This is a genomic window from Holophaga foetida DSM 6591 (assembly GCF_000242615.2).
GTDB lineage: Bacteria > Acidobacteriota > Holophagae > Holophagales > Holophagaceae > Holophaga > Holophaga foetida.
On record NZ_KI912268.1, the window covers coordinates 3046481 to 3064129 of the forward strand.

General features: G+C 64.6%; 20 protein-coding genes and 1 tRNA gene. 10 read left to right on the top strand and 11 right to left on the bottom strand.

The window, feature by feature from the left end; translation table 11 throughout:
- Window positions 1-259: 259 nt before the first annotated feature.
- The 3 genes from HOLFODRAFT_RS23355 to HOLFODRAFT_RS21365 all read left to right on the top strand — a co-directional run bounded on the left by HOLFODRAFT_RS23355 (window position 260) and on the right by HOLFODRAFT_RS21365 (window position 3254).
- Window positions 260-631, top strand: coding sequence for a FecR domain-containing protein (locus tag HOLFODRAFT_RS23355; RefSeq protein WP_211237966.1), 372 nt, complete (start codon window positions 260-262; stop codon window positions 629-631).
- 113 nt (window positions 632-744) lie between these two features.
- Entirely contained in the window at window positions 745-1263 is a 519-nt protein-coding gene (locus tag HOLFODRAFT_RS0213700) for an OmpA family protein (RefSeq protein WP_148300457.1), read from the top strand.
- A gap of 5 nt (window positions 1264-1268) precedes the next feature.
- Window positions 1269-3254, top strand: a complete 1986-nt coding sequence (locus HOLFODRAFT_RS21365) for a CHASE2 domain-containing protein (protein WP_005036265.1) — start codon at window positions 1269-1271, stop codon at window positions 3252-3254.
- Here the strand turns inward: HOLFODRAFT_RS21365 and HOLFODRAFT_RS0213710 are convergent.
- The 4 genes from HOLFODRAFT_RS0213710 to HOLFODRAFT_RS0213725 all read right to left on the bottom strand — a co-directional run bounded on the left by HOLFODRAFT_RS0213710 (window position 3245) and on the right by HOLFODRAFT_RS0213725 (window position 5704).
- On the bottom strand, window positions 3245-3652 hold the full coding sequence (locus tag HOLFODRAFT_RS0213710; RefSeq protein WP_005036268.1) for a bacteriohemerythrin: 408 nt from the start codon (window positions 3650-3652) through the stop codon (window positions 3245-3247). The genes HOLFODRAFT_RS21365 and HOLFODRAFT_RS0213710 overlap by 10 nt on opposite strands.
- Before the next feature lie 115 nt (window positions 3653-3767).
- Window positions 3768-3844: transfer RNA gene (locus tag HOLFODRAFT_RS0213715), tRNA-Pro, on the bottom strand.
- Window positions 3845-3857: 13 nt separating this feature from the next.
- Window positions 3858-4325, bottom strand: a complete 468-nt coding sequence (locus HOLFODRAFT_RS23360; RefSeq protein ID WP_005036270.1) for a MerR family transcriptional regulator — start codon at window positions 4323-4325, stop codon at window positions 3858-3860.
- Complete coding sequence (locus HOLFODRAFT_RS0213725) at window positions 4325-5704, bottom strand: sigma-54-dependent transcriptional regulator (RefSeq protein WP_005036272.1); 1380 nt, start codon at window positions 5702-5704, stop codon at window positions 4325-4327. The genes HOLFODRAFT_RS23360 and HOLFODRAFT_RS0213725 overlap by 1 nt, the downstream gene beginning before the upstream one ends.
- Before the next feature lie 43 nt (window positions 5705-5747).
- Between HOLFODRAFT_RS0213725 and HOLFODRAFT_RS0213730 the strand changes: the two genes are divergently transcribed.
- Genes HOLFODRAFT_RS0213730 through HOLFODRAFT_RS21375 form a run of 3 tightly spaced genes read left to right on the top strand, consistent with a single transcriptional unit; the run spans window position 5748 to window position 7656 of the window.
- Entirely contained in the window at window positions 5748-6536 is a 789-nt protein-coding gene (locus HOLFODRAFT_RS0213730) for a TatD family hydrolase (protein ID WP_211237967.1), read from the top strand.
- Window positions 6512-7207, top strand: coding sequence for a hypothetical protein (locus HOLFODRAFT_RS0213735; RefSeq protein ID WP_005036277.1), 696 nt, complete (start codon window positions 6512-6514; stop codon window positions 7205-7207). The genes HOLFODRAFT_RS0213730 and HOLFODRAFT_RS0213735 overlap by 25 nt, the downstream gene beginning before the upstream one ends.
- Window positions 7208-7254: 47 nt before the next feature.
- Window positions 7255-7656, top strand: a complete 402-nt coding sequence (locus tag HOLFODRAFT_RS21375; protein WP_005036279.1) for a hypothetical protein — start codon at window positions 7255-7257, stop codon at window positions 7654-7656.
- Window positions 7657-7714: 58 nt separating this feature from the next.
- On the opposite strand, the gene topA is transcribed toward HOLFODRAFT_RS21375, so the two are convergent.
- The 4 genes from topA to HOLFODRAFT_RS0213760 all read right to left on the bottom strand — a co-directional run bounded on the left by topA (window position 7715) and on the right by HOLFODRAFT_RS0213760 (window position 11887).
- Window positions 7715-10141, bottom strand: a complete 2427-nt coding sequence (topA, locus tag HOLFODRAFT_RS21380) for a type I DNA topoisomerase (RefSeq protein ID WP_005036280.1) — start codon at window positions 10139-10141, stop codon at window positions 7715-7717.
- Between the two features lie 46 nt (window positions 10142-10187).
- Entirely contained in the window at window positions 10188-11021 is an 834-nt protein-coding gene (locus HOLFODRAFT_RS21385) for a DNA-processing protein DprA (RefSeq protein ID WP_005036283.1), read from the bottom strand.
- 75 nt (window positions 11022-11096) lie between these two features.
- The gene (gene lepB / locus HOLFODRAFT_RS0213755; RefSeq protein WP_005036285.1) at window positions 11097-11534 is read right to left on the bottom strand and encodes a signal peptidase I; all 438 of its coding nucleotides are present in this window, start codon (window positions 11532-11534) and stop codon (window positions 11097-11099) included.
- The gene (locus tag HOLFODRAFT_RS0213760) at window positions 11531-11887 is read right to left on the bottom strand and encodes a 6-carboxytetrahydropterin synthase (RefSeq protein ID WP_005036291.1); all 357 of its coding nucleotides are present in this window, start codon (window positions 11885-11887) and stop codon (window positions 11531-11533) included. Before HOLFODRAFT_RS0213760 ends, lepB begins: the two co-directional genes overlap by 4 nt.
- A 58-nt stretch (window positions 11888-11945) precedes the next feature.
- On the opposite strand from HOLFODRAFT_RS0213760, the gene HOLFODRAFT_RS0213765 reads away from it, so the two are divergent.
- Both HOLFODRAFT_RS0213765 and rfaE1 read left to right on the top strand, forming a co-directional pair.
- Complete coding sequence (locus HOLFODRAFT_RS0213765; RefSeq protein ID WP_005036292.1) at window positions 11946-12131, top strand: Trm112 family protein; 186 nt, start codon at window positions 11946-11948, stop codon at window positions 12129-12131.
- The gene (gene rfaE1 / locus HOLFODRAFT_RS0213770) at window positions 12131-13135 is read left to right on the top strand and encodes a D-glycero-beta-D-manno-heptose-7-phosphate kinase (RefSeq protein WP_005036294.1); all 1005 of its coding nucleotides are present in this window, start codon (window positions 12131-12133) and stop codon (window positions 13133-13135) included. Before HOLFODRAFT_RS0213765 ends, rfaE1 begins: the two co-directional genes overlap by 1 nt.
- Before the next feature lie 55 nt (window positions 13136-13190).
- On the opposite strand, the gene HOLFODRAFT_RS0213775 is transcribed toward rfaE1, so the two are convergent.
- Together HOLFODRAFT_RS0213775 and HOLFODRAFT_RS0213780 are read right to left on the bottom strand one after the other, a co-directional pair.
- A complete protein-coding gene (locus HOLFODRAFT_RS0213775; protein WP_005036296.1) occupies window positions 13191-13649 on the bottom strand; it encodes a hypothetical protein in 459 nt (152 codons plus the stop codon).
- A 3-nt stretch (window positions 13650-13652) separates the two neighbouring features.
- Window positions 13653-14693, bottom strand: a complete 1041-nt coding sequence (locus HOLFODRAFT_RS0213780) for a zinc ribbon domain-containing protein (protein WP_005036298.1) — start codon at window positions 14691-14693, stop codon at window positions 13653-13655.
- Window positions 14694-14819: 126 nt separating this feature from the next.
- Here HOLFODRAFT_RS0213780 and tmk point away from each other — a divergent pair, with 126 nt between their 5' ends.
- The gene (tmk, locus tag HOLFODRAFT_RS0213785; RefSeq protein WP_043485826.1) at window positions 14820-15476 is read left to right on the top strand and encodes a dTMP kinase; all 657 of its coding nucleotides are present in this window, start codon (window positions 14820-14822) and stop codon (window positions 15474-15476) included.
- Complete coding sequence (locus HOLFODRAFT_RS23365; protein ID WP_005036302.1) at window positions 15476-16465, top strand: hypothetical protein; 990 nt, start codon at window positions 15476-15478, stop codon at window positions 16463-16465. Before tmk ends, HOLFODRAFT_RS23365 begins: the two co-directional genes overlap by 1 nt.
- A gap of 33 nt (window positions 16466-16498) precedes the next feature.
- Here the strand turns inward: HOLFODRAFT_RS23365 and HOLFODRAFT_RS23370 are convergent, their stop codons facing one another.
- Window positions 16499-17641 (bottom strand): GGDEF domain-containing protein, encoded by a 1143-nt coding sequence (locus HOLFODRAFT_RS23370; protein ID WP_005036304.1) that lies wholly within the window; start codon window positions 17639-17641, stop codon window positions 16499-16501.
- Window positions 17642-17649 lie beyond the last annotated feature (8 nt).

Genomic DNA, 17649 nt, shown 5'->3' on the forward strand with positions numbered 1-17649 from the left:
TCCCTGAATCCCATCCCAACTCCCCTATTCTCAGGTTGAGTATACCCGAACCCGTCATTTTAATGTATTATTAATTTAATGGACGCCCGTCTGGAACCGGGTATTTCACTCGCAATTCAAGGCTGGGTTCTGGGATGCCGATTTATTGAAGGTGGCCCTTTGTCCAGGAGGGGGTTGTATGACGATCCACCGGTTTGTGACTGGGTTTCTCGTCATTCTCATGGCGGGGTTTCCTCTTCCAGCTGTCGCGAGGGAGGTGGTGGGAAGTATTCGGACGCTGCAAGGCCCGGTATTTCTGCTGCGGGAGGGGGCCGAGCGTGATGTCACCCGACCCGAGCGTCTGCTCGAGGGGGATGTGCTGCGAACGGGAGAGGGGGGAAGTCTTGGCTTGCTCCTGAAGGACAACACCTCCATCTCCATGGGCCCTGGAAGCCGACTGGCCCTTGAACACTTCCAGTTCGCTCCCGCCCAGGGCCGACTGGGGCTCGTGGTGCGCTGTTTCCGGGGAACCATGGCCTTCGTCTCCGGGCTTGTTGCCAAATTGTCTCCGGACTCCGTCAAGGTGGAGACCCCCGTGGCCACAGTGGGGGTTCGTGGGACGAGCTTCCTGGTCAAGGCGGAGGAGAAGTGAACCTGCAAAAGACCCTTCACAGCGGAAGAGCTGGAAAGACTTGGATTCCTTTTGTTTGCGCATCCGCTTTCCTGTTTCTGGGCTGCGCCAAGCCGCGCACCCAGGTTGTCCTGATGCCGGATGCTGACGGGGGGGTGGGGGTTGTGGAGGTCCGGAATGCCCAGGGCCGTCAGGCCCTGGATCGGCCCCGTCAAAGCGTTCAGGTGGTTGGGGCGGATCAGGCTCCGGGCAAACCTGAGATCCTCTCCGACGCCCGGATCCAAGCTGATTTCGGAGCCGCCATCGCAGCCCAGCCCAAGGCGCCTCTCCACTTCATCCTTCAGTTCGAGACGGGGTCCACTACCCTGACGGCTGCCTCCCGGCCGCTCATCGGGAAGATCCTGGAAGCTATCCAGGAGCGCTCTCCGCTGGATGTTGGCGTAGTGGGGCATACGGACACCTCGGGGTCCGATGAGCGCAACAACCTGCTGGCCAGGCAGCGGGCCGAGACGGTTGCCCAGTTGCTGGTCGATGCCGGGGCGGATCCGGCTGTTCTCGAGATCAAGTCCCATGGAAAGGCCGTTCTTCTCGTGCCCACCGGGGATCAGGTCCCGGAGCCCCGCAATCGCCGCGTTGAAGTGACTGTCAGATAACCCCGATGCTATCGCCTCGCTTCCATTCGCAGGTCTGGAGGCCCCTGCGCCTGGTGGTGGCGGGGCTGGGCATCACGCTGTTGGCACTGCTGCTCCATACGATTCGGCCGGCCTTTCTGCGCAACCAGGAGCTCATGGTCTACGACGTGATGCTCCGCTTGACCCACCGGGAGCAATCCTCCGGAGTGCCTCTCATCGTGGACCTCGATGAGGGGAGTCTGAGGGATTTCGGCCAGTGGCCCTGGCCTCGCTACCGTGTTGCAGAGTTGCTGGACCGCATCTCGGCCATGGGGCCGCGAGTCGTGGGTCTGGATGTGGTCTTTGCCGAACCCGATTCTGGCTCCCTGGCCAACTGGAAGGGGGCTCTGGAGCGTGAACGGGGGCTCTCCCTCCAGGTGAGGGGTGTGCCCCTGGATATGGAAGATTTCGATGCGATTCTGGCCTGTACGTTGGGAAAGGGCCCCTTCGTGCTCGGTCACAAGTTCCATACCGGCCTGGAGGACCAGGGGCGCACCTGCCTGCTTCATTCCATTCCGGTGGTGCTGAGGCGTCTGTCTGGGGCTCCTGATGGGGTCCAGGGGCTTTTCCAGGCCCACGGCGCCGCCTGCAATCTGCCGATCCTTTCCAGGGCAGCGGGTGCTTCCGGGTTCTTCAACATCGTGCCCGATCCTGACGGTGTGCTTCGTCGCATGCCGATGCTGATGCGGTTTGGAGAGGATCTCTATCCCTGTCTCGCCCTGGCCATGCTGGCCAAGGCGGAGGGCAATCCACAGGCGGTTCTCAGCATGGATGCGAGCGGCCCTTCCAGCCTCCGGATCGGGACACGGGAGCTGCCCCTGGACCCCAGGGGCAATCTGCTCATCCATTTCCGGGGCAAGGGGGGGCGCTTCGAATACCTTTCCGCCGCCGCGATCCTGCGTGGGGAAGTGGCGCCGGAAAAGGTGCGAGGACGCTTCGTGCTGCTGGGCACCTCCGCCGCTGGATTGCGGGAGCTTCGGGCTACCCCTTTCGACGGGGCCTTCAATGGGGTGGAGGTCCACGCCACTGTCCTGGACAACCTTCTCCGGGGCGATTTCCTGGGGCGCCCGGCGGGCGCCTGGGCCTGGGAAGCCATGGCCATCCTTGGGGCTGGTGTGTTGTCGAGCCTCGTCCTCGCCCGCTTCGGGGCCCGCCTGAGTGGCCTGCTGGCTGGGATCCTGGTCCTGGGGATCTTTGGCGGCTGCCTGGGGCTCATGCGCTCCCGGGGGATCTTTCTCCAGCCCCTCCTGCCGGTGCTGCTGGTCATCGCCTGTTTTGCCCTGCTCACCTGGTGGAAATCCCGCCTGGAGGAGAGGGCCCTGGATCAGCGCAACCAGGAATTGATCCAGACCCAGGACCTGACGATCCACAGCATGGCGGTGCTGGGGGAGGCCCGGGACCCTGAGACGGCGGGTCATCTTCGCCGCACCCAGCGCTATATGAGGGCCCTTGCCCTGAGCCTCCGGGAGAACCCCAAGTTCCGGCCCTGCATCACGGAGGAATACCTGGAGGCGCTCACCAAGATGGCGCCGCTCCACGACATCGGGAAGATCGGCATCCCGGATCGCATCCTGCTCAAGCCTGAGGGACTCACCGCGGAGGAATACGAGCAGATGAAATCCCACACGCTGGTGGCAGGGCGCATCTTCGAGGAGGCGAGGAAGGAATTGGGGCCCAACTCCTTCCTGATGGTGGCGGAGGAGGTGTGCCGCTGCCACCACGAGCGCTGGGATGGCAGCGGCTACCCCCAGGGACTGAAGGGCGATGCGATCCCTCTTGCGGCGCGGCTCATGGCCTTGGCGGACGTATACGACGCCATGGTCAGCCAGCGGGTCTACAAGGATTCCATGAGTCCGGAAGTGGTGGCTGCCAGCATCCGTTCCGGTTCCGGCACCCTCTTCGACCCGGATGTCGTGGATGCCTTCTCCAGGGCTCAGGGGGAATTTCTCCGCGTGGTGGAACGCTATCGCTGATTCATAGGCAGATGTCCAGCGATCTGGTCGTCCGATTTGATGTGTTCGATCAGCCAGTTCCTGAGCATGGTCTCCGTTTCGGAGATGAGGCCGAGTTCCTGCCGGACGTACCTGCCGAAGAGATCGTCCACCTGGGCCAGGAACTCCCTGTGGGCCAGCGAGTGTGCGGCAATGTCCACGCCGGCCTTGCGGAGCAGTCCCTCCTCGGCCTTGAAGTGGACCCGCGTGTATGCCTTGAGAAAGGAGAGGCACCAGCCAATCTCATCATCACCGGTGCCTTCCAGGATCGCCGTGTGCAGGCGGTTCAGGGCTTCGATCAGGGTCTTGTGCTGGTTGTCGATCACCGGGTGCCCTGTCTCGAGGTCGCGGGTCCAAGGGATCAGTGGTGTTTCGGTCATTCAGCACCCCTCCGGCGGTTTGAGGACACAGCACAGTGTGAAACCCTCTCACTGTAGGGTGCCAGGGAGCGGTTCATGCAAATACAAAAAGGACCCGGATTTCTCCAGGTCCATTTGGTCGGCGCGAGAAGATTCGAACTTCCGACCCCTACCACCCCAAGGTAGTGCGCTACCAGGCTGCGCCACGCGCCGTGAAGTTCTGACTCTACCTGCCTTTGGGGGGGGCGTCAAGCTCTGGTTTCGGTCGAGGGGCCGTCTCTGGGGGTTGGGTGAGCCGATTCTGCAGTGTCCTCAAGGATTCCAGGATGGAGGAAAGATCCGGGCGGTGGAGGGAAGGGGGGGGCGGCTCCTGTTTGGACTGGAGGCGCTTCGGATGGGTGGGTATCGGGGGCTGGGGTTCCGGATCGGTCTCAGGTTCAATGCCGAAATCAAAGCCCCGGGTCAACTGGCCTGTCAGGAGGAGCTGTCGGCAGTCTCCCACGGTGAGCCCCTCTGTCAGCCAGCTCCGGATCCGCTCCAGGCGCGGGAGGTCATCCCGGTGGTAGTAGCGCAGGTTGCCGTGGCTCCGGCGGGGGCGGATCTCTGGGATCACCTGTTCCCAGTAACGGAGATCCTTGGGCTTGACCCCGATGCGGGCCGCCGTTTCCCCGATCTTGAACCAGAGGCGCTCCATCAGGACTCCCGGGCCTCGATGCCAAGGGCCTTGAGGCGCTTGTAGAGGTTGGAGCGGTCCAGCCCCAGGCGTTCGGCCACCCGGGTCATGTTTCCGTTCTGGAGCTTCATCTCCCGCTGGATGTAGACCCCCTCGAACCACTCCCGGGCCTCCTTGAGGCTGGTGAACTCCGGGAAGGAGAATGGATCGGGTTCCGTCAGGTGGCGTACCGCCAAGGGACCCAGGTCCCGGGGGGCGATCTCGGAACCTCTAGCCAGGATCATGGCCCGTTCCATGAGGTTCTTCAGCTCCCGGACGTTGCCGGGCCAGTCGTGGTGCAGGAGCGTGTCCCGGGCCTCAGGCCCCAGGCGTTTGGGGGACTTGCCTTGTATGGCACCGATCCTGGCAATGAAGGCCTCCGCCAACTGGATGAGTTCCTCGGCCCGTTCCCGCAGGGGGGGGACCCGGAGGGGCACCACCGCCAGCCGGAAGTAGAGGTCCTCCCGGAAGCGTCCGGCTTTGATCTCTTCAGTCAGGTCCTTGTTGGTGGCGGCGATGACCCGGACGTCCACCCCCACCGCTCCCCCGCCTCCGATGGGCTCCACCCGGCCCTCCTGGAGGGCCCGGAGCACCTTGGCCTGGGTCTTGAGGGACATGTCGCCCACTTCATCCAGGAAAAGGGTGCCGCCGTGGGCCTCCCGGAACTTGCCCTTCTGGTCCCGGATGGCTCCGGTGAAAGCGCCTTTCATGTGTCCGAATAGTTCGGACTCAATGAGTTCCTCGGGGATGGCAGCACAGTTCACCTCCACGAAGGGACCCTTGGCCCTGGGGCTCAGGTCGTGGATCCGTCTGGCGATCTCCTCTTTGCCGCTGCCGTTCTCGCCGCTGAGGAGCACCCGCCCCTCGGTGGGGGCCACCAGGGCCACGTCCGCCAGGAGGCGCTTCATGGCGGGGCTTTCAGCCATGAAGAAGCGGGTCTGGTCCATTTCCTGCCGGAGACGCTGGTTCTCTGCCTCCAGTCGCTTCTGGTTCAGGGCGTTGCCCACCACCAGGAGCAGGCGATCCAGGTCGATGGGCTTCTCCAGAAAGTCGAAGGCCCCCAGGCGGGTGGCCTGGAGGGCCGTGTCGATACTGGCGTGGCCGGAGATCATCACCACCGGGAGGTCCGGGCGCAGGGCCCTGGTCTGCTTGAGCGTTTCCAGTCCGTCCATGCCAGGTAGCCATACATCCAGGAGCATGAGGCCAATGCCCTCGCTGTCCGGGTTGTGCAGCAGTTCCAGGGCCTGTTCGCCCCGCTCCGCCTTGAGGATGGTGTAACCCTCCTCGGCCAGAGCCTCCCCCAGGGAGCGGCGGATGCCCGGTTCGTCGTCGACGATGAGGAGAGTGGAGGTGGGGCGCATGGATAAAGCCTAGCATTCCATGGCATTCAAGGAGCATGTCACCATGGAAGAAGGAGGAAACATGCTGGTGGATGCCCACTGCCATCTCCGTGGCGGGGAAGAGGAGATCGAAGCGACCCTTGCGCGGGCCAGGAAGGCCGGTGTCGGCGGCTTCGTGGCTGTGGCGGCCGAGTTGGCCGATGCGGAACCGGTCCTGACGGTGGCGCGCAGGCATGCCGATGTGGTGGCCAGTCTTGGGGTCCACCCCCACGAGGCCTCCACTTGGAACCTTGAAGGAGAAGCCCGTCTGGAGGGGCTTCTGATGGCTCCAGAGGTCCGTTTCGTGGGCGAGACAGGCCTGGATTGGCATTACGATCTCAGCCCCCGGGACGTGCAGGAGCGCGTTTTCCGAGCTCAGATAGGCCTGGCCAGACGCCTGGGGAAACCCCTCATGATCCACACCCGGGCGGCGGGCCTGGAGACCCTGCGGATCCTTCGGGAGGAAGGCACACCTGTGGTGCCGGGTGTGATCCACTGCTTCAGCGAGGATCGGACCTTCGCCCAGGCTGCCCTGGACATGGGCTTCTATCTGAGCTTTTCCGGCATCATCACCTTCAAGAAGGCGGCGGATATCGCTGAGATCGCAGCCTGGGCTCCCCTGGACCGCATACTGGTGGAGACGGACTCCCCCTATCTTGCGCCGGTTCCCCATCGGGGCAGGACCAACGAGCCCGCCTATGTCGTCCATGTGGCGAGGCATCTGGCCTCCCTGCGGGGCCTCTCCTTTGAATCCCTGGTGGAACAGACCACCCAGAACCTGGAGGCCTTGTGCGGCTGGGCTCCTTCCTCCTGATTCCCACCATCCTTGTTGCCCAGATGCCAGAGGTCCAGAAGACCCTTCCCTGGGAGCATCTTCAGGAACCTCCATGGCAGTTGGGCGTGGTCTCCCCTGAGCTGCCTCGCTTGTCCTCCGCAAGCCTGCCGACCGGGGATCTGCCCCTTCGGGTGGAACTCCGTGGGGATGGTTCCATTCGGATCCTGGATGCCCGGGGGCTCGTGACCCTCCGGACCGGGCTACCGGGACGCCCTGCCAGGGCTTGGCGGGATGCCGGCACCCCACTGGATCTTTCACAGGGAGTATTCCGCTTTCCGCTGCACTCCAAGCTGGATGGCGGGATCGGAACCATGCCCCTGGCGCCTGGAGAGGACTTCCGCCCGCTGCTCCCCGGGCTGCTCTGGGTCCTGGACGACGGGGAGCGGATCCTCACCATACTGAACCCAGCTCGGGCCCAGGTGGCCTACGTGCCCCTTCCGGCTGGAGGCAACCTGGATCTTCACTTCCACCCCGACCATCTTGAGGCATGGACAGGGGGCGATACCATCATGGGCCGTCAGGAGCGGGTGGTCTGGACCCTTCCCTGGGTAGCTCTGCTCCCCCAGTTGCTGAGTCTGGCCTCCCCGCGGCCCGCTGGCCCCCCCGGGACCGCTCTGAAACCTTTCCCGACGGAGGCAGTTCAGCGTTGACAGTTGGCTGAGAGGGGGGAATATTCAGGCACATCCTCGAGGTTCCCATGACCAGAATCACTGCGTTGGAAAACGCCAACATCTCGCTCTGGTACTACCCTGACACCAAGGTAGTGCACCACCAGATTCACAAGTACACCTCAGGAGCTCCCTTGCGGGAGGCCAATGAAAAGGGGATCGAGCTGCTTCAGAAGCACGGTGCCTGCAAGTGGCTCTCGGATGACCGGAACAATGGTCCTCTGCCTCCGGAGGACTTGGCCTGGGCCCACGATAGTTGGACGCCGAGGGCGATCAAAGCCGGATGGAAGTTCTGGGCGCTGGTCGTCCCTGAAAAGGCCGTGGCTCAGATGAACATGAAGCGCTTCCAGGCAGAGTTCGCCCAGGCCGGGGTGACGGTGCAGGCCTTCACGGATCCCGAGGCGGCCATGGCATGGCTGGTCAAGCAGTAGCCCTCCTCACGACCTGATGATGCAACCAGCGCCGGTCTTTGGGACCGGCGCTGGTGTCTTACATCGGTTCTTCGTGCTTGCACTCGGGGCAGAGCAGGAAGGTGATGGGATCTTTGCCCCGGGGCTTCTTGGTCTTTTCCGTCATGTAGCTGTTCTTGCAGTTGGGGCAGGAGATGGGCACGGGCTTGTCCCAGGCGGTGAAGTCGCACTTGGGATACTTGGTGCAGCCGTAGAAGACCTTGCCGAAGCGTGATTTGCGGGGGCTGAGGTCCCCACCGCACTTGGGGCAGGGTACCGCCAGGATGTCCTTCTTGACGGTCTTGCACTTGGGGTAGTCCACGCAGCAGACGAACTCGCCGTAGCGGCCGTGACGCTTGACGTATTCCTTGCCGCAGGTGGGGCATTTCTCGCCCGTGGGCACATCCGCCGGAACCGGGAGCCCCTTGGGGTCGGCCTTGACGATGCCCTTGCAGCCGGGATAGTTGGGGCAGGCCCAGAAGGGGCCCCACTGGCCCTTGCGCAGGGTCATGGGCGTGGCGCCGCAGAGGGGGCATTCCGGCGCGTCGGCTGGCTCCTCCATCTGCTCGACTTCCTCGGTGTGGTCGCACTCGGGATACTTGGAGCAGCCCAGGAAAAGGCCGTTCTTGCCGATGCGCTTGAGCATCGGGGCGCTGCACTTCTTGCAGGTGCGGTCCGTGGGGATGCCGGCCTTGAGGTTGGCCATCTCAGAGCCAGCGTTCTTCAGGAGATTCTCGAAGGGGCCGTAGAAGGCCTTCATGGCCTTGAGGAAGCTCAGCTCGCCAGCCTCGACCCGGTCAAGCTGGTTCTCCAGCCCTGAGGTGTAGCTGGGGTCCATGAGCTCGTGGAAGCCCTGCACCAGCAGATCGGTGACCACCAGGCCCAGTTCCGTGGGCTTGAAGCGGCCTTCGACCTTGCGGACGTAGTCCCGGTCCACGATGGTGGCGATGATGCTGGCGTAAGTGGAGGGGCGGCCGATACCGTCCTCCTCCAGTTCCTTCACCAGGGTGGCTTCCGAGAAACGCGCCGGGGGCTTGGTGAACTGCTGGTCCGTCTCCAGCTTCTCCAGCTTCAGGCTTTCGCCGAGCTTCAGGGCGGGGAGTCCGACCACTTCCTCCTCCTCGCCGTCCGGGGCGTCCATGGCCTCGGCCTTCTGCTCTTCTTGGCTGCTGCGGTAGACCACCAGCCAGCCGGGGAAGCGCTCGATCTCACCCTTGGCCTCGAAGGCGGCTTCCTCGCCGGTGCCGAGGGCCGAGGCCGCTTCCACCACCGTTTCGTCAAAGCGGGCGACTTCCATCTGGCAGGCAACGGTGCGGCGCCAGATGAGGGAGTAGAGGCGCAACTGATCGCCGTCCAGCCTTCCCTTCAGGCTCTCGGGGGTGCGGCTGATGTCGGTGGGGCGGATGGCCTCGTGGGCCTCCTGGGCGCTGCTCTTGCCCTTGTAGACCCTGGGCTTGGCGGGCAGGTAGTCCTGGCCGTACTGCTTCCCGATGAATTCCCGCACCGCTTCCACGGCTTCGGGGGCCAGGCGGGGGGAGTCGGTTCTCATGTAGGTGATGAGGCCGATGGGGCCTTCGCCGAAATCGATGCCCTCGTAAAGGCGCTGGGCCGTCTGCATGGTGCGGGTGACGCTCATGCGCAGCTTCTGGGCAGCGTCCTGCTGGAGCTTGGCGGTGGTGTAGGGGGCGCCGGGGTTCCGCTTCTTCTCCTTGGTCTCCAGCCCCGTGACCTTCCAGGAGGCCTTGAGGATGTGGTCCCGCAGGGTGTGGGCCTGCTGCTCGTTCTCGATGCGGCGCCTGGTCTCCTTGTTGCCGAGCTGGAGGGCCTGGCCGTTGATCCGGGTGAGGCGCATCCAGAACTGGGGCGGGAGCTTGGCGCCGAACTTGCCCTTGATGGCCCAATACTCGATGGGGTTGAAGGCCAGGATCTCCCGCTCCCGGTCCACGATGAGGCGCACGGCCACGCTCTGGACCCGGCCAGCGCTGAGTCCGCGCTTCACCTTGTCCCAGAGGACCTGGCTCACCTTGTAGCCCACGAGGCGGTCCAGCACCCGGCGGGCCCGCTGGGCGTCCACCAGATCCTTGTTGATGACCGTGGGGTTCTCCATGGCCTTCTGGATGCCCGCCGGGGTGATCTCGTGGAAGAGGACGCGCTTGACGAGCATCCCCTTGGGGGGCTTGATGGCCTCGTGGAGGTGCCAGGAGATGGCCTCTCCCTCGCGGTCAGGGTCAGTGGCGAGGATCAGTTCGTCAGCGGTCTTGGCGGCGGCCTTGAGCTCGGTCACCACCTTGAGCTTGGCGGGGGAGAGCTCGTATTCCTCCTGGAATCCATTGTCGACATCCACACCCAGCTTCTTCGGCAGGTCTCGGATATGGCCTACGGAAGCCATCACTTTGTACCCCTTGCCGAGGTACTTGGTGATGGTTTTTGCTTTGGACGGGCTTTCGACAATGACGAGCTTGGTCAAGGGAGACTCCAGGATTGGGATGATGGGGTCATGGATGGGAGGCTTGTCAAGTCCCCAAAGGCAGATTCAGGTCCTCCAGAAGGTCCTGGACCGAGCGGCAGACCCGCGCTGCGCCTTCTCTCAGGAGGTGATTGGGTCCCTCCATCAAGGAATTTTCAGGGGCTCCTGGGCAGACCCACAATTCCTTGCCCAGGTCCAGTGCCAGGCGACCCGTGAGGAGGGAGCCGGAGCGTAGACCGGCCTCGACCACCACCACGCCATGGACCCAGGCCGCCAGGATGAGGTTGCGCCTGGGAAAGTGCCACTTCCGGGGTGGAGCCGAGGGCGGGAAAGGGGTGATGACGCCTCCACCGGCGCGCACCATACGCTCCATGAGGCCTCCGTGCTCCGGGGGGTAGGGATGGTCCAGGCCCGAGCCCAGGATGCCCCAGGTGGGACCCGCCTCCAGGGCGCCCCCGTGGGCGGCGCCATCGATGCCGCGTGCGAGGCCCGAGAGGACCCGGACTCCCCGGCGAGTCAGTTCCCGCCCCCATCGCCAGGCCCGCGCTCTGCCCTCATGGCTGGCTTGGCGGCTTCCCACCAGGGCCAGGGCCGGACCCGGAGGCGGCAGGGTGCCCCGCACCCAGAGGGCCACGGGGTAGGGCAGTGGGTCCAGGAATCGCGCCAAGTCCTCGTCCCCCGGTAGGCAGAGGCGGGCGCCACGCGTGTGGGCCTCCTCCCGGTGCCTGGGGAGCTCCCGCTCCAGGCGCTCCAGGTCCAGGGCTTCCCTGGGGGCGAGGACGGGGTGGGTGCCGTACTGGAGCTCCTCCCACAGCTCTGCCTTCCGGCGTTCCGGCCAGGCGAGCAGCGAGAAGGCAAGGGCCCATAAAGCGTTGTTCATGGTCGGAGATGAGGAATGTCTCACCATGCTCCGACCCGGTGGGGTTTACAAGATTGGAAGTGTGGGTACTATTGGTTAATAAATTATAACACTTTCCAGATCCGTCCTTGGGAGGGCGCCCCAGGCGCGACCATCGCGGCTCGCCGGGCGGTTGTCCCCCAGCACCAGGTAGCCACTTCCGGCTTCCCACGGGCCAGCGCTTCCCGATTCCGGGTGCAGGACGTAGGATTCCTCGATAGAGAGCCCGTCTCTGCAAAACTTCCCATCGCGGAGGGCAAGACGCTGCCCCGGCAGGGCCAGGATCCGCTTCACGGCACCGCCCTCAGGGGATCGGACGACCCAGATCTCACCGATCCTGGGGCCGGGTGCGCACCAGGAGCGTAGGGCGAAGCGTATTTCGCCATCCCGCAGGGTGGGTTGCATGCTCACGCCCTGGATCCGCACGGGATGGACGAAAGCCAGGGGAGCCAGGGCCAGGGCCATGGCGGCGAGGAATAGGGGAAGCTGCTTCATGGGCGGAGGGCGAGCCTCCGGCCACGGCCATCGGTCAGGGCCACCTCTGCGAGGTGGGCCGGGGAAGGCACCTTGGGAGAGAGTTCCGCCAGCAGATGCTCCGCCAGGGCCCTCGGGGAGGGGAGACCCGTCAGGCAGCGGCCATCCAGGGGGGCCAGGAGAGCATCCAGGGCGGCTTCGAGGTCCCGGAAGTCCACTACGACATCGAAGCCATCGAGGCCTTGCGCTTCGGCGATGACCTCCACCCGGTAATCGTGGCCCTCCCAGCGCCCATCCGTCGATGGAAACACGACGGAAAGCGGCCGCTCAACGGCCGCCTGGAAGGTCCGGGAAGAGGGGGCAGAGTTAGCCATGCCCCGATGATGCCACTGCTCCGCTAAACTATCCCTTGCTTCTTGCTCTGGAGACTTTGTGGTCCTGGATCCGCGCCTGCTGGAACTGCTCTGCTGCCCTGCCGAAGAGGCTGGGCAGGCCTGCCACGGAACCCTGGAAGAGACCGCTTCGGGCCTCCTCTGCCGGAAGTGTGGGCTGACCTACCCCATCGAAGACGGCATTCCGGTCATGCTGCCGGACCACGCCAAGCGCAAGGAAGACTGATGAGACTCGATCGAAGCCAGGCGGAAACCCTCCTAAGCCGGATCCAGGGCCGCAAGGTTGCGGTCATCGGGGATCTGATGCTGGACGAGTACCTCTTCGGGGAGGTCACCCGCATCTCGCCGGAGGCCCCGGTTCCCATTGTCCGGGTCCAGCGTGAGCGAGCGGTTCTCGGGGGTGCTGCCAATGTGGCCGCCAACCTCAAGGCCCTGGGGGCCGAACCCCTCCTCATGGGCACGCTCCAGAACGACGCCGCTGGCAACCGCCTCCTGGGACTGCTGGCCAAGCTGGATGTGGGGGCCGATGGACTGGTCTTCGAACCCAACCGACCCACCATCATCAAGACCCGGGTCATCGGCCTCCAGCAGCAGATGCTGCGTATCGACCGGGAGGAGCCAGGGGAGCTGGAGGATGCAGCTGTTGAGGGACTTTGCGCCGCCCTGGACCGGGCCATGGACGAGGCCGAGGCCCTGATCGTCTCCGACTATGCCAAGGGGGTGGTGGGCGAGGTCGTCATGGAGCGGGTCCGGGAGGGCTGCCTCAAACGGAACATCCCGTGGATTGTGGACCCCAAGCCCAGCCATCGCGATTTCTATCACGGGGCTACCCTCATGACCCCCAACACCAGGGAACTCCTGGAGCTGAGCGGCATCCCGATCCGCAATGAGGCGGATCTGTACAAGGCCGGTCGGCTCCTGGCGGAGGATCTGGGGCTCAAGGGGCTGCTCATTACCCGCTCCGAGAAGGGCATGGCTCTCATTGCCCCGGAGACAGGGCACCGGGAGCCATGGATCATTTCCACCGAGGCCAGGGAGGTCTACGATGTGAGCGGGGCGGGCGATACGGTCATCGCCACCTTCAGTGCCGCCGTGGCTGCCGATGCGGACTGGAAGGATGCCGCCATGCTGGCCAACGCCGCCGCCGGAGTGGTGGTTGGCAAGGTCGGTACTGCCACCGCAAGCCCCGGCGAGATCCTGGAGCGTTACCGGGAGCAGGAAGCGGTATAGGCATGAAAAAGCACCCACGCGCTGCCGCGTGAGTGCTTTTTCACTGTGTTCCGCCTCAGTCCGAGAGTTCCACGCTCAACACGAAGTACGCCCCGTTGGGGAGCCGCTCCAGGACGCGGGAGAAGTCCAGGTCGTAGGTGTTGGTGTCACCGGCGGCCAAGCGCCCGAACAGGGGGCCACCGCTGGCCACCCCCAGAAGACGATCCTCCTTGTCAAAGACCGCCACGGCGAAGCCCGGGCGGCGTCCCTTGGAGGCGGTGTTCGTCACGTCGATCTGGGCTCTGGCGCTCAGTTCGACGGTCTTGAAAAGTCGGAAATCCTTGCGATTGAAGAAGATGGAGTTGAGCTTGAGGCCGTCCACCTCCAGGTTCATGGGGATGAGCTGGTCCCACTTGAAGTCGAGGCGTTGACTTGCGAAGCTCAGGGCCTTGGGAGCGGCCTCGACCGCCTTGGGTGCGGGATCGGCCTGGGATGGCGCCAGGAGCAGCAGGGCGGAGAGCAGAAGCGCGGACATGGGCTAGTTCCGTCCAAAAAGGCCGCCGAAGAGGCTCTTCTTGGCTGGTTCGGGCGCGGGGGCAGGGGCGGCACCGGGCGTTTCATCGGGCAGGACGCTTCGCAGGCGCTTGATGCGGTCGAAAACGGGGCGGAGAGTGGGGACCTTGATGGCTTCGATCCAGTTTTCGCTGAATTGCCGGGCGACCTGGTGGCTTTCCAGGACACGCCCCTGCTCGATCCAGGTGGAGATCTGATCCACGGACAGATTCTCGTAAAGGTCCTCTCCGATCTTCAACTTGAGCAGATTCGGATCCTGGGCGGTGGGTACGGTGAGAGGGGCCGGTTGGGGGGGGGGGAGAACGGGTGCGGATGCTGGCGTGGCCTTGAGGGGGGCTGGGAACTGGGGGAGAGGCATGGAGAGGGTCTGGGCAGCGGGGTCGACTTCCTCCGAGAGGGCGGCCTTGAGATCCTGGAGATTCATCCGCACAGTGCTGCCCAGGTCTGCCTCAGGCGCCTTCCTCTCAAGCTCGGATGGCTGAACTCCTCCCAGGGTGTTCTCAAGGGCTTCCAGCGTGGCCTCCACGTCCATGGGGTTGGAGCTGCGGCTGGTGGGGAAGGGGTGGGAAGCGGAGCTCGGGGGGGGGGCATCCCCGAGGAGGCGGCTGATGGCGTCCTTGGCAGAGGCGTAACGTGAATCCGTGGGGGCCGGGGGCGTGAAATCCACCAGGGTGGTGTCCATGGATCCTTCGGTCACATCCAGGTCTCCCAGGGTCAGGGAGGCGGGGGCCTCCACGTCCTCGACCTTGGGTGCAGGCTCCTCCTGGAAGATGTCCTCCTGGAATTCGATGCCAGCCAGGTCGCCTGCGGCAAAGCCCGGCAATTCGTCGAACAGGGACTCTGGGGCCGGTGCCTCGGGCGGGGGCAGGAGGCGCTCCACGGTCGCCTGGATGTCGAAGAAATGGCCGCAACGGAAGCACTTGGCGCGGCGGATTCCGATCCTGACCCGCTGGGGCCCGAGGCCGTAGTGGGTAGAACAGCTGGGGCATCGAAGGGACTCGAGCACGGCTCACTCCGGAGTAATTTCTCAAAGCATAGGCCCATTTGCAGGAATATGCAGCAGGATGCCCGCGGAGGCTGCCTCAGGGTATGCTCATAAGGACCCATTGGCGCTGGAGGCCGTTTGGCAGGATTGTTCGTTACCATTGAGGGCGTGGAGGGCGCCGGGAAGTCCACTCAGATCCAAATGCTCCTGCAGCGTCTGGTTCGCCTGGGGGTTCCTGCCCTCGTCTCAAAGGAGCCCGGAGGAACCCCTCTAGGGCAGGAGCTGCGCTCTCTGCTGCTGGCGCCCCACCTTTCCGGAGAGAAATGGTGTCCAGAGTCTGAGCTCCTCCTCTTCTATGCCGATCGGGCCCAGCATATCGCCAGCGTCATCCGTCCAGCTCTGGAGTCCGGGCGCCTCATCCTGGTGGACCGCTTCGATGACTCCACCCGCGCCTACCAGGGGGCCCAGGGGATATCCGAGGCCACCATGGACAAGCTGGGCGAGGTGGTGCTTGGTCGTCTCCGTCCCCATCTGACGCTTATCCTGGACATGGACCCGGCCCTCTCGCTGGAGCGGGTTCGGGCCAGGAATGCGGCCGCGGGCAATGCATTCAAGGAGACTCGTTTCGACAACGAAACGCTGGACTTCCATACCCGGGTCAGGAAGCGTTTCCTGGCCATCGCCCAGCGCGACCCCCAGCGGGTCACCCTGGTTCCCGCCGACCGTACGCCGGAGGAGGTGCATGAGGCCATTTGGGCCCACCTGAGCCCCCTGCTCCGGAGTTCGGGGCACCCGGTGGAGTGATGTTTCATCCAGGGCTGAAGGGGCACCTGCCCGTCCGCCAGCGGCTTCTGGAGCGTCTTGAAACAGGGCGCCTCTCCAGTTCTCTGCTCTTTGCCGGCCCCGACGGGATTGGGAAGCGCAGGGTTGCCCTGGAGCTCCCCCAGCGGGAGCTCTGTCTCCGCCGATGTGCCTGCGGGGTTTGTGAAGGGTGTCGGCTCTTCGAAACGGATCCCCTGCCGGTGGAACTGCCCAACCTCCTGCGAATCGCCCCTGAGGGCAAGGCTGGCCTCATCCGTATCGGAGCTATCCGGGACGATGATCTTGTGGAGGGGGGTGTCATCCGCTGGGCCCATCAGGCCCCTGCGCCCGGATGCCATCGCTGGATCCTCATCGAGGATGCCCACCGCCTGAACAGCTTCAGCGCCAATATTCTGCTCAAGACCCTGGAGGAGCCTCCTGCGGGGACCCGCTTCCTCCTGGTGACTCATCGTCCAGAGGCTGTGCTCCAGACCATCCGCTCCCGCTGCGAGCGCATTCCCTTCCATCCCTTGGCTGCTTCGGATCTGGGGGAGGTCGCTCTGAAGGCCGGGTGGGCTGCCTCGGAGTTGGCCCCCTGGCTGGCCCTCTCGGGCGGGACTTTGCGGTACCTGGAACCGGCGGCTTTCCAGCGGGCTCGGGTTCAGGTGGAAGCCTGGATGGCCCTTCTTGCCGGGAGGCCCTTCGCCGAGGTTGCGGCCTCATTGTTGCCGGACAAGGACGCTTCCCTGGCTCAGGGGGAGCAGCTTGGGCAGGGGCTGGAACTCCTACTCCTGGTGCTGCTGGATGTGGAACGGCGACGGGAAGGCAAGCCTCTGCGGCTGGATCCATGGCGTGCCTCGATCGAGTCCCTCGCTCAGGGGGCATTGGAGCTTCGGGCTCCCCAGGCATCGGTGTTCGATGCTATGCGGAATCTGATCCGGAATCCTGCCCCTGAGCCACTGCTGAGGTCCGTGGCAGCGACCTTCAAGTAACCACAGGCGACCGGGCGGTCCCCCGGAATCGCATCAGCTGGCTATGACGACTCGGCCCTTGCCTTCATCCTTGGCCTTGAAGAGCGCCCGGTCAGCCCGTTCCAGCAAGTGGTCGGCACCATCTGCGTGGGCGGGGTAGGAGGCGATGCCGATGCTCACGCTGATGGGAATGCCATCGGCGGAAGGCTCCGTGAGCTTCTGGATGAGGCGTTCCCCCAATTTGGCAGCGCCGAGGGCCTGGGTCCCAGGCATGAGGATGCAGAACTCGTCACCACCGTAACGGTAGAGGCGGTCCTGGGCGCGGATCATCCGCTGGGCCTCCTTGGCGACCGTGGTGAGGACCCGGCTGCCTGCGGGGTGGCCGAATCGGCTGTTGAGGGCCTTGAGGTTGTCCACATCCAGGAAGAGCAGAGAAATGGGCTCCCTGTGAGAGGCGGCGTTGCGGATCGCCTGGGGGAGTTCCGCCTCCAGGCAACGCCGGTTGTGGGCCACGGTCAGATCGTCGCGGAAGGAGAGGGAGCGGCTGTTCTCAAGCTGCCAAGCCGTAATCAGGAGTTCCTCGACGTCCTTGATGAATCCCAGGAAATGCAGGGGATCTCCGTGGGGTTCCCGCAGGCGGATGAGGGCGACTTGTTCCCCAGGGCAGAGGAGCCAGGCCCGGCTTTCCTGGACAAGGGCCGCCCCTTCCTCCATGGAGATGGGGGCTTCGGGATAACCTTCGCCCACCCGCTGGTAGAAGGCGTCTTCACTCCTGACCCAGATGGCCCCGGCCTTTGCGCTGGAGAGCTTGATGGCCCGCGCGAGGATGGGACGAAGCAGTTCCTCCAGGGTGGCCATGTGGATCATCTGGCGAAGCCACCCCTCGCTGCCCAGATCCCGATTCCTTAGGTGCTCCAGGGCCTCCTTGACGGATTCCATCGGACTTTCCTGGCGGATGACCCATCCAGGGCGCCGGGACAGCACGTCGCTGACCTCTTCCGGGGTCCCTTCGAGGACCCACCACAGGATATCGGTTCCTTGGATGGGTATCTGTTTTGGATCCGGGCGATCCCCTACCAGTATGAGGGTGCCTTCTCCCGGGCCCTCGATGACCTTCATCCCCCATGAGGCCAGGGCGGCTCGCAGGGCCGCCGTGCGGGGGCTCGTCTGTATCTCCTGGAGGTGGATGGTGGCCATGTCGAAAC

Coding starts and splice junctions, on each gene's coding strand:
- HOLFODRAFT_RS0213700 (WP_148300457.1), top strand. CDS start 745: ATGCCGGATGCTGACGGGGGGGTGGGGGTTGTGGAGGTCCGGAATGCC.
- HOLFODRAFT_RS21365 (WP_005036265.1), top strand. CDS start 1,269: ATGCTATCGCCTCGCTTCCATTCGCAGGTCTGGAGGCCCCTGCGCCTG.
- HOLFODRAFT_RS0213710 (WP_005036268.1), bottom strand. CDS start 3,652: ATGACCGAAACACCACTGATCCCTTGGACCCGCGACCTCGAGACAGGG.
- HOLFODRAFT_RS23360 (WP_005036270.1), bottom strand. CDS start 4,325: ATGGAGCGCCTCTGGTTCAAGATCGGGGAAACGGCGGCCCGCATCGGG.
- HOLFODRAFT_RS0213725 (WP_005036272.1), bottom strand. CDS start 5,704: ATGCGCCCCACCTCCACTCTCCTCATCGTCGACGACGAACCGGGCATC.
- HOLFODRAFT_RS0213730 (WP_211237967.1), top strand. CDS start 5,748: ATGGAAGAAGGAGGAAACATGCTGGTGGATGCCCACTGCCATCTCCGT.
- HOLFODRAFT_RS21375 (WP_005036279.1), top strand. CDS start 7,255: ATGACCAGAATCACTGCGTTGGAAAACGCCAACATCTCGCTCTGGTAC.
- HOLFODRAFT_RS21385 (WP_005036283.1), bottom strand. CDS start 11,021: ATGAACAACGCTTTATGGGCCCTTGCCTTCTCGCTGCTCGCCTGGCCG.
- lepB (WP_005036285.1), bottom strand. CDS start 11,534: ATGAAGCAGCTTCCCCTATTCCTCGCCGCCATGGCCCTGGCCCTGGCT.
- HOLFODRAFT_RS0213760 (WP_005036291.1), bottom strand. CDS start 11,887: ATGGCTAACTCTGCCCCCTCTTCCCGGACCTTCCAGGCGGCCGTTGAG.
- rfaE1 (WP_005036294.1), top strand. CDS start 12,131: ATGAGACTCGATCGAAGCCAGGCGGAAACCCTCCTAAGCCGGATCCAG.
- HOLFODRAFT_RS0213775 (WP_005036296.1), bottom strand. CDS start 13,649: ATGTCCGCGCTTCTGCTCTCCGCCCTGCTGCTCCTGGCGCCATCCCAG.
- HOLFODRAFT_RS23365 (WP_005036302.1), top strand. CDS start 15,476: ATGTTTCATCCAGGGCTGAAGGGGCACCTGCCCGTCCGCCAGCGGCTT.
- HOLFODRAFT_RS23370 (WP_005036304.1), bottom strand. CDS start 17,641: ATGGCCACCATCCACCTCCAGGAGATACAGACGAGCCCCCGCACGGCG.